Here is a 5,327-nt window from a genome sequence, read left to right on the forward strand (position 1 = left end):
GACATGGTTTTTCTTGTATCTTCCACTCTTATATATGAACAGTCATTCTTTTCTTTAGATATGTCCCGGCACACTACAACTTTACATCCATTATTGCATGCATCATTTATATACTCATGTCCATCTCTTTCAAACCCCTCGATGGCTGTAAATATTGTGTTTTCGCCGGCTTTTCTAGAATCATAGGTAATATCCCTTACTTCTATATTTTCATCGCCTTTAAAATCACTGTATTCGATTTTTTCAAGTATCCTTTTAATAAGCATCCTATACCTCTCATTGTCTAATCTTACAATATAATAATACTATTGCAGTATAAAATCAACTCTAATTACTCAATCGTATCTGAAATACTCAGGACAAAATGTCCTGAGTATTTCAATTAAGCATAATTGTTATTACAGAACCTTTCATTACCTCTATACCTTCCTTTGGATACTGTTCCTTGACAGTCATCTCTTCATCAACATTAATAGTAACATTGTGTTCGAGTCCCAGTTTTTCAAGAAGGCTGCTGGCCTCCTTAATATTCATACCCGTAACATTTGGCACCTTTACATAGGATTTCTCTATTTTAACCTTTTCCTCGTCCGTATAAACAGGTTGAACATCCATGTATTTCAACACATCTTCCAAAACATCACCTATTACAGGGGCTGCAATTGTAGATCCGTAGTAGGAATCTTTTGGCTCGTCAATAATCATAAGAGCTACAACCTTTGGATCATAAGTAGGCGCAGCCGCTATGAAAGATGTAACATACATGTTTTCAGAATATTTTCCATTAATAACCTTTTGTGCTGTACCTGTTTTTCCCCCAACACTATATCCTGTAATATATGCATTTCTACCTGAACCTTCGCTTACTACGGATTCCATGGCATAAAGCATATCGTTACATGTTTCTTCAGAAAAAACCCTTCTAACAACCTCTACTTCATTCTCCTTGACTATGTTTCCATCATTATCAACCAACTGCTTTACGATTCTCGGCTTAACCAGATAGCCATCGTTGCACAAAGAAGAAAGTGCTGTTACAAGTTGAATGGGAGTGACTGAAATACCCTGTCCAAAGGATTGAGTTACAGTATTGACATCCTTCATGATTGAAGGGTCATTGACAAGGCCATAGGCTTCACCGTTAAGCTCAATGTTTGTCTTTTCTCCAAATCCAAGAGCATCAATATAATGCCTGAATCTGTCCTTTCCTATGGCAAGACCCATGTCCGCCAAAGCATCGTTACATGAATTTTGAAAAGTTTCAGAAAATGTCTGCTCACCGTGAGGATTGTAATATCTCCAGCATTTAATCTTTGTGGCACTTTCAATTCCTGTTACATATCCATCACAGTAATATTTTGTATCAAGACTGGCCATGTTTTCTTCAAGGGCAATAGCTCCAGTTAAAAGCTTGAATGTGGATCCAGGCTCATATATGTCATTGACTGAAGGATTTCGCCATAAATCATACCATTTTTCAGTCAATTCATCATCTTCAAGGCCTGCCCAAAGATTCTTCATGTTTTCATCAAAAGGGTCTCTTGGATTATTTGGATCATATGAAGGCTTGCTTGCCATGGCTAAAATATCTCCCGTTTCAGGATCCATAATCAGCATAGTGGCACTTTTGGCTCTGTTGTCGTAATATGCCTTTTCAACTGCATTTTCAGCATAATGCTGTATTATTTCATCTATTGTAAGAACTACATTAAGTCCGTCTACAGGCTCGAAATACTCTTCAAAACCATCATAGGGAAGCTCTATTCCGTTACTGTCCGTGTTGACTATCCTTCTTCCAGGCTCACCCATAAGGTATTCATTGTATGTCTTTTCTATACCATAGAGACCTATCTGGTCAATATTTGTGAATCCTAAAATATAAGAAGCAAAATTTCCATAGGGATAAACCCGCTTGGTATCTTCAATGATTTTTATTCCCGTTGTATTCAACTCTTCAAGCTTGTCCGCCTGTTCTATTGTAATCCATCTTTTTATGGTTACATATTCAGCATCCTTTGTTATAAGTCCATATACCTTGTCCTTTTCCATTTCAAGAATATCTGACAGTTGTAGAGCTATTGCTTCGTATTCCTTTTCTATTTCAGCCTGAGCCGATTCTACATCAGCAATGGAATCGTTCACAGTTTCTTCTTCTATCTTAAAAATATTCAGAATTTTGTACATTACATTCTTTTCTTCTATTATCTCAGTCGTCTCTTCCTGACTGTTCTTGTTGATAGACTTTGTAATATCTCTGGGAAAACAAACTACCGTATCCGACTTAACACTTACAGCCAGTCTCTTTCCTTTCTTATCGTAAATAATCCCTCTACCTGCGTTTATTGAAATATCTCTTGACCATTGTTCAAAAGCTTCTTTCTTGTAAACATCTCCATCAATCAGTTGGAATTGGCCTAATCTCAAAATCAAAGCCACCATAAATGCAAAAAAAAGAAACATCAGAAAAATGATTCTTTTTTTTATATGTAAATTAGGTTTTGACATTTAAATACCCTCATCAGCAAACAACAAAAAAGTTTTTTCAATAATTCTATCAAGAGAAGCGCTATCGTTATAGAAACTGTCGTAGGCAAACTCACCATCCAGAGCATCGCTGTATTTTACGGCGATAAAACTGTTCTGATTGCTGTTTGCATAATCCATCCCTAGATAATTCATTGCATTTTTTTCGATTATGTTTGAATTTTTTATGCTTTCCAATGATATTAGTATATCTTCTTTTTGCTTGACAAGCAATTCAATTTCATTGTTTAAATTGTTAATTTCCATTTTGCTTTGTGTAATAGCTGCATAATTAAATATGATTCCAAGTGATAATACGAATAAAACTGCTGCAAACATAAAATATTTAAACTGAATAATGTTGTTGCTGTTTCTTTTATGTTTCTTTTTCTTAGATTTTATCAGTGCATCTTCTTTTATTCTATAATACCTTTCCACATCCTGATAATCTATTTTGTTTTTCCCAGTTATAGCAGCCATACTGTCACCTCATATTTTTTCCGCTATTCTAAGCTTTGCACTTCTGGATCTCGGATTATGTTCCAACTCCTCTTCCGTAGGTACTATCGGTTTACGTGTTATTATTTTTATTTCCTTTTTTTTATCACATGTGCATATTGGATGACTATCTGGACAAATACAATCCTTTTCAAGATATTTAAACTTGTTTTTTATAATTCTGTCTTCAAGAGAATGGAAAGTGATTACACACAATCTTCCTTTCTTTCCAAGATTATCAACCAGTGATGTTATTGTTTCTTCAATAATTTCAAGTTCCCTGTTTACTTCTATTCTTATAGCCTGGAATGTTCTCTTTGCAGGATGGGGTCCATCCCTTCTTGCTCCCTTGGGAACAGCCTTCTTTATTATGGTTACAAGCTGTCCAGTTGTTTCGACAAACGATTCTTTTCTTTCTTCAACTATGAATTTTGCTATCCTGGCAGCCCATTTTTCTTCTCCATATTCTGTAATTATTCTTCTAAGTTCTTCTTCCGTATATCCATTTACTATATGTCTTGCAGTGACATTTTGCCTTGAATCCATTCTCATGTCCAAGGGTGCATCATTCATATAACTAAATCCTCTTTCTGGATTGTCAAGTTGATACGAAGATACTCCGAGGTCTATGAGGGCGCCATCAATCTTCTCAATGTCCAGCCTCTTCAATATATCCCCAATATTTTTGAAATTGTCATAAACCGTTATTACATTGTCAAGGTCATGATATTTCGTCTTGAAATTGTTTATAGCTTCAATGTCCTGGTCTATAGATATAACCTTTCCCTTTAGACATCTTACTGCAATTTCAGAGGTATGTCCTCCGCCTCCAAGTGTGCAGTCTACATATATGCCGTCTTCTTTAATTTTTAACCCTTCAATGCATTCGTCAAACAATACCGGTTTATGCGAAAATTCCATGTAGCCCTCCTATATATTAAGCCCTAATTCAGTCATTTTTTCTGCCATATCTTCAAAATCCATATTTTCGTCATCTGAGTATTTATCCCAATCTTTCTTGTTCCAGATTTCAATACGGTTCAATACCCCTATAACTACAGCTTCATCCTTAAGTCTGCTGTATTCTCTTAGATTAGGAGGTAAAAGTATTCTACCCTGTTTGTCCATGCTGCACTCTATAAAACCAGACAACAGTTTTCTAGTGAATTTCCTCTGTTCATTGCTCAACACCGACAGTTTTTTTAGTTCATCAAGAAAAACTTCCCATTCGGAATTAGGATATACAAAAAGACAATTGTCAAAACCCTTGCCTAAAAAGAAACTTTCTCCTAATTCTTCCCTGAATTTTGCAGGTATAATAACCCTGCCTTTACTGTCAAATGTATGAAAGTATTCACCGGTAAACACTTTTATCACCACCTTATGGGTATATTATACCACAATGTGGGTTTTTTATACCACTATTTTGTTAAAAATCAAAAAAAACGAAAAAAAAGAACTTTTCACGTTAGTAAAAAGTTCTTTTAAATATTTAACTATTTTTTGGTCTTCTTCTTAAGAAAATATATATGATAGTTCCTAATAGAACCAGGGATGCACTGAGCAATTGAGCTACTCTGAAAGTACCAAAATACAAGCTGTCAATTCTCAAGCCTTCAATGAAAAATCTTCCTACAGAATAAAGTATTATATAAAGTGCAAATACTTCACCATCATTTTTCCTTCTTTTTTTCCTGTACCATACCAGGAATATGAATATAAGTACATTCCACAACGATTCATATAGGAAAGTAGGATGTACAATCTTTCCCCCTATGGCTATTCCCCAAGGTAAATCAGTTTCCACTCCATAGGCTTCTTGATTTATGAAATTACCCCATCGCCCTACAGCCTGTGCCAGTACAATGCTTGGAGCCGTAATATCTGCTATCTGCCAGAATTTCACCTTTCTAACTTTGCAAAATATTCCGCTTACCAGGACTGCAGCTATCAATCCACCATGTATGGCCAGACCGCCGCCTCTTATGTTTATCATTTCCATGATATTTCCATTATAATAATCAAAGTTGAATATTACATAATAGAGCCTTGCCCCTATAATGGCACTTGGTATTGCAAATATCAAAAGGTCTATAAGATCTTCTTCTCTAAAACCTATCCTTCTGCTTTCCCTCATAGCCAGCAATGTTCCAATCAAAACCCCCAATGCGATAAGTATTCCGTACCACATTATTTCTATTCCGAATAATTCAAAAGCTACTGGATTTATTTGAATCACCTCCAACAATATTCTATTATATATATTTTTAATGCTGTAGTCAAACTAAAATCCTCAGACCATTAAG

The 5,327-nt window shown here is 35.3% G+C and carries 6 protein-coding genes; all 6 read right to left on the bottom strand.

The features are described 5' to 3' along the window. Positions 1 to 266: Mur ligase domain-containing protein (locus tag AC3AX0_RS06560; RefSeq protein WP_487549506.1), on the bottom strand; the 266-nt coding region annotated here is incomplete at its 3' end. Between the two features lie 112 nt (positions 267 to 378). Continuing rightward, the gene (locus AC3AX0_RS06565; protein WP_487549507.1) at positions 379 to 2,424 is read right to left on the bottom strand and encodes a penicillin-binding transpeptidase domain-containing protein; all 2,046 of its coding nucleotides are present in this window, start codon (positions 2,422 to 2,424) and stop codon (positions 379 to 381) included. An 81-nt stretch (positions 2,425 to 2,505) separates the two neighbouring features. After that, positions 2,506 to 3,003, bottom strand: a complete 498-nt coding sequence (locus AC3AX0_RS06570) for an FtsB/FtsL family cell division protein (RefSeq protein ID WP_487549508.1) — start codon at positions 3,001 to 3,003, stop codon at positions 2,506 to 2,508. Between the two features lie 9 nt (positions 3,004 to 3,012). After that, positions 3,013 to 3,942, bottom strand: a complete 930-nt coding sequence (gene rsmH, locus AC3AX0_RS06575; RefSeq protein ID WP_487549509.1) for a 16S rRNA (cytosine(1402)-N(4))-methyltransferase RsmH — start codon at positions 3,940 to 3,942, stop codon at positions 3,013 to 3,015. 9 nt (positions 3,943 to 3,951) lie between these two features. After that, positions 3,952 to 4,389, bottom strand: a complete 438-nt coding sequence (mraZ, locus tag AC3AX0_RS06580) for a division/cell wall cluster transcriptional repressor MraZ (protein WP_487549510.1) — start codon at positions 4,387 to 4,389, stop codon at positions 3,952 to 3,954. A gap of 124 nt (positions 4,390 to 4,513) precedes the next feature. Continuing rightward, positions 4,514 to 5,260, bottom strand: coding sequence for a prolipoprotein diacylglyceryl transferase (gene lgt, locus AC3AX0_RS06585; protein WP_487549511.1), 747 nt, complete (start codon positions 5,258 to 5,260; stop codon positions 4,514 to 4,516). Between the last annotated feature and the right edge of the window lie 67 nt (positions 5,261 to 5,327).

The organism is Dethiosulfatibacter sp. (assembly GCF_983023055.1).

Coding starts and splice junctions, on each gene's coding strand:
- AC3AX0_RS06570 (WP_487549508.1), bottom strand. CDS start 3,003: ATGGCTGCTATAACTGGGAAAAACAAAATAGATTATCAGGATGTGGAA.
- rsmH (WP_487549509.1), bottom strand. CDS start 3,942: ATGGAATTTTCGCATAAACCGGTATTGTTTGACGAATGCATTGAAGGG.